We start from the raw sequence: 4,580 nt of genomic DNA on the forward strand, positions 1-4,580 counted from the left end.
AACATGGTATTTTCCACTTCTTTCAGGAGATTTTTTAATAATACTATTTAATGCACTAATTATTGCTTGAATAGTTTTAATACCAATATCATTAACCATTTCTCCAACTGAATCTACAATATCATCGAGGTTTCCTTCGCCCTCAAGAACTCTTATTATATTTTCTTCAATTTCACCCTTAACTTTTCCTGCTATTAATTGTATAATATTATTCATAGAGAATATCCTCCTTTTTTGTGATTTCAACAATTACATTATATCAAATTGAGGATTATTCTCTATATTTTTTTGTTTATTTGTCCAACAATTATTTTACACTAAGAATTATAATTTCACAATTAAATATAAATGTACCAGAAAAAAGTCCATACCCCATAAACTTCATGCCCCACAATTTGGACCTTCTCTGGTACATTAAAGAATCTTATAACTTTAATATAATTATATCATAAAACAAAAATCATGTAAATATATTTACACATATATATTTATATGATATAATTATAATGTAATTAAAATATATGACAAAGGTATGATAAAATTGAAAAATAATGAAATTACTATTGGTCAAAATTTAAAAAGAATAAGAAAAGGTTTAAATTTAAGACAATATGAAATAGCTGGGGAGCAGGTTACTAGAAATCTAATCAGCCTTATCGAAAATGACAGAACACCTATATACCATAATGTAGCTACTATAATTTCAAAAAACATGAATAAAATTATTCATGAAAGAGGTATTGATATATACATACAACCAGAAGATATTCTAAATCCAAATAGATATGATGCAAGAAAACAAGCTAATTTTTATATTGAAAAGCTACAACATCATTTAGATGAAAAAATATATGATTTTGAATTAGAGGAATTAAACAAAATTGAAACTTTTCTAAATAAATGGAATTTTATTGATAAAAAAGTTAAAACTTATGATTTGCTAGGCGATATTTACTACAATGCTAAAGATTCTATTAGAGAATATTACTACTATCTTAAAGCTTTAGAAGTTTCTTATGAATATCCCTACATGAAAAGACGGTATAAGATAATCTTAAAGTTAGTCTATAATTGTATTTTAACTAAAAAATTTGATGAGGCCATTAGATTGTGTAATTTTGCCTTATCTACTCAAGACGATATTCCTAATAAATATATAGGCGTTTTTTATTATAATAGTGGTTTGGCTTCTTACCATAAAGGAGATTATAGTGAATGTCTGGAACAATTAATCCATGCAAAGTATTATGTTACCTATGATGACTATAGAGAAATAAAAAGAATTTTAATGTTAGAAGGAATCTGTAATTCAAAAATTAAAAATTTTGATGGTGCTCTTAGAAGTTATAATAAACTATTGAAAATAATTGGAAAATCTGAAACTCCTGAAGAAATGTGTTCAACGTATATCAATATTGTACAAGTATATACTGAAAAAAAAGATAATTCAAATGTAGTTAAATATAGTAATAAAGTTACAGATTATATAGCTAAAATTGATAAAAATTCTTATCAATTTCCTCGAATTTTACTTAGTATGTCTTATATATATTATTATTTAAATAAATATGAAACTTGTGAAAAATATTTAAATGAAGCATTGACTTTGTCGGTAAATCATGAAGATACAACTTTATTTCCAGATGTTTTTTCTAGACTAATTGATTTCTATGTAGAACTAAAACAATATAATAAAATAAACAATTTAACAAAGCTGTATAAAGACAAAATTTGCAGTTTAAAGCTAAGCAAAGATTCTGTTGCTATTTTAAAAATTCTATATAATTTTATAGAACTGGACAATAGTTTAGAGGCAAAACATTTAATTAGAGATCTATTGGATGGGGAGGTGAAAAAATGAACTTAAAAAGAAAGTTAGTTTTATCTCTATCAATCATAACGATAATTACATTTATAAGCACTGCTATATATGCTGACCCGCCTTATATTGCTCCAATGCCCATAAGAGATTCAATAGTAGAAAAATTTTAATCTAGCTTTTCTGTACTTATAATCAAAACAACTAATTATCAATTAACTCAAAATGAAGAACGTGACAAAAATTGTCACGTTCTTCATTTTGATATTTATTTAATTAAAAGGTAATTTTTTTCTAAATATGATTCAATATCTATCTTTTCAGTAACTGCCTTTTTAAGTCTAGCCATATCTTTTGTATCACCAAATAGTATTCCACCTGTTAGTTTACCTTCACTAATAAATAATTTATGGTGAATTCCTTTACTTTCATCTTTATATTCATAAGAATCATCAAATTCTTTTATATCTCCTACTGAAAAAATCTTTATATCCCCTAATAACAAAGAAGTAAAAAGTTTAGCTTCTGTATATTCCATAGTTTTACCTGACATATTAGCCCCTGCTACTTTTCCTTGCTCATTTGCTGAAGTCCATAACCCAATTACCTTACCATCTATTTCAATTACATCACCAGCAGCATATATATTCTCTATATTTGTTCTTAAGTTTTTATTGACTATTATTCCTTTAACAAATTTTAATGGCGTATCTCTAATTAGATCTATATTTGGTCTAATTCCTACAGAAAATAATATACCATTTGTTTTAAGTTCTTTACCATTATTTAATAAAATTCCATCTGCTTTATTTTCTCCTAATATTTCTTCTGCTGATGCAGAAAGATAGATTTTGAAGCCTTCCCTTTCCAGTTTTTCCTTTAATTTATTTGATAATTCTTTGTCTAATTGCTTTGACAATAAGTAAGGTGCGAATTCAACTATATTTACAGTTTTATCTAATTTTTTCAATGCCCAAGCTGCTTCTAATCCTAAGAGTCCACCGCCTATTACTGTAATCTCTTTACAATTGTCAAAGTAATTTTTAATATATTTTAAATCTTTCAAAGTTCTTAATGCTAGTACTCCTTGCTTATACTTCCCTGCTACTGGTGGTATAAAAGGGCTACTACCCGTGGCTATTAATAATTTTTCAAATTCTATTTCTTTACTATCATCTAGTCTCACTTTTAAATTATCTACATCTATTTTTTCTACTATTTTATTTAGCAGTACCTTTATATTCTTTTCTTCATACCAACTCTTTTTATTTACTAAAAGTTGTTCTTCTGTAAAATCTTTTGATAAATATTCAGTTAACCTTACTCTATAATAGGTATTATATGCTTCTTTTGAAATTATAGTAATACTACCTTCACTATCATTATTTCTTATTTCCTTAGCTGCTGAAAGCCCTGCAATTCCATTTCCAATAATTAAATATTTTACTTTCTCCATTCTAAGCCTCCTTGGGTTTATATAATTAGTTAATTATTACCCAAAGTATTAAGCTATACACATAATGTAAGAATATCTCTTATTATTTAGGGCAGACACATAGGTCTGCCCCTACGCATATCGTTATATATTCTATATAGTAATAGGTCTATCTGTCCACCTGCTGAAAAAAATGCAATAAAGTTTTCATATTTTATATGGTAGGGGTGGACCTATGTGTCCACCTGGAAAAACAAAATACAGTAGAGCTTCTTCTTGTCTTATCTTTGAGCTTTTATCTCCAACCATATTTCATCATATACTTTTAAGAAATCTTCTAGATCTTTAAATATTTCTACTTCACCTATTTCTTCATCTGTAGGATAAGCCACCTTACTATTTACTATATCCTCTGGTAAATACTTTAGTGCTGCATAGTTAGTTGTTGAATATCCTATATAATCTGTATTTTTGGCAGCTATTTCTGGTCTATTCATAAAATTAATAAATTTTTCTGCTAGTTCTTTGTTTTTACCACTCTTTGGGATTACCATATTGTCAAACCAAAGGTTAGTTCCTTCCTTTGGAATTACATAATCTAAATTTTCATTTTCTCTAATCATGGCAACTGCATCTCCAGACCAAACAACTGCAATAGCTGCCTCTTCTCCAACCATTAAATCTTTGACTTCATCTCCTACATAGGCATAAACTAAAGGTTTTTGTTTAATCAACTTTTCTTTGGCTTCTTCTAATTCCTTTGTATTTCTAGTATTCATAGAATAATCTAATTTTTTCAATGCTATAGCTATAGAATCTCGTTGGCTATCTAACATCAAAATCTGTCCAGCATATTTTTCATTCCAAAGTATATCCCAACTGTTTACTAGATCATCAACCATATTCTTATTATAAATAATACCTAAGGTCCCCCACATATAAGGTACTGAATATTCATTACTAGGATCGAAATTCAAATCTAAAAATCTATCTTCTATATTATCTAAATTGGGTATATTTTCTTTGTTTATTTTTTCCAATAAATCCTCTTTTATCATTCTTTCTATCATATAGTCTGAAGGGAATGCTACATCATAACTAGTTCCTCCCTTTTTGATGCTAACATACATATCTTCATTAGTTGCAAAAGTATTATAATTCACTTTTACATCGAATTCTTTTTCAAACTCCTTTAATACATCTGGGTCTATATAATCACCCCAATTATATACATTAATGGTAGATTTGGCGCTTCCACATCCTGTAGATAATAAACCAATTATCATTACTAAAACAATACTGAACAAAACTTTTACATTTCTTTTC

Annotated in this window: 5 protein-coding genes; 2 read left to right on the forward strand and 3 right to left on the reverse strand. The window is 27.1% G+C overall.

What is annotated here, in order from left to right:
- A partial coding sequence (locus VK998_RS00995) for a hypothetical protein (protein ID WP_325224479.1) occupies positions 1 to 216 on the reverse strand: 216 nt, incomplete at its 3' end.
- A 325-nt stretch (positions 217 to 541) separates the two neighbouring features.
- Between VK998_RS00995 and VK998_RS01000 the strand changes: the two genes are divergently transcribed.
- Positions 542 to 1,861, forward strand: coding sequence for a hypothetical protein (locus VK998_RS01000; RefSeq protein ID WP_325224481.1), 1,320 nt, complete (start codon positions 542 to 544; stop codon positions 1,859 to 1,861).
- Positions 1,858 to 1,992 carry a hypothetical protein gene (locus VK998_RS01005; protein ID WP_325224482.1) on the forward strand — a complete coding sequence of 45 codons (135 nt, stop codon included), beginning with the start codon at positions 1,858 to 1,860 and terminating at the stop codon, positions 1,990 to 1,992. Before VK998_RS01000 ends, VK998_RS01005 begins: the two co-directional genes overlap by 4 nt.
- Positions 1,993 to 2,087: 95 nt before the next feature.
- Here VK998_RS01005 and VK998_RS01010 read toward each other — a convergent pair whose 3' ends face one another.
- Positions 2,088 to 3,275, reverse strand: a complete 1,188-nt coding sequence (locus tag VK998_RS01010) for an NAD(P)/FAD-dependent oxidoreductase (RefSeq protein ID WP_325224484.1) — start codon at positions 3,273 to 3,275, stop codon at positions 2,088 to 2,090.
- Between the two features lie 260 nt (positions 3,276 to 3,535).
- Positions 3,536 to 4,561, reverse strand: coding sequence for an ABC transporter substrate-binding protein (locus VK998_RS01015; RefSeq protein ID WP_325224486.1), 1,026 nt, complete (start codon positions 4,559 to 4,561; stop codon positions 3,536 to 3,538).
- Positions 4,562 to 4,580: the final 19 nt, after the last annotated feature.

It is taken from the genome of Schnuerera sp., assembly GCF_035459645.1.
Taxonomy (GTDB): Bacteria; Bacillota; Clostridia; order Tissierellales; family Tepidimicrobiaceae; genus Schnuerera.

Bases quoted from the DNA above. Each gene is read 5' to 3' on its own strand.
- VK998_RS01005 (WP_325224482.1), top strand. From the start codon at position 1,858: ATGAACTTAAAAAGAAAGTTAGTTTTATCTCTATCAATCATAACGATA.
- VK998_RS01010 (WP_325224484.1), bottom strand. From the start codon at position 3,275: ATGGAGAAAGTAAAATATTTAATTATTGGAAATGGAATTGCAGGGCTT.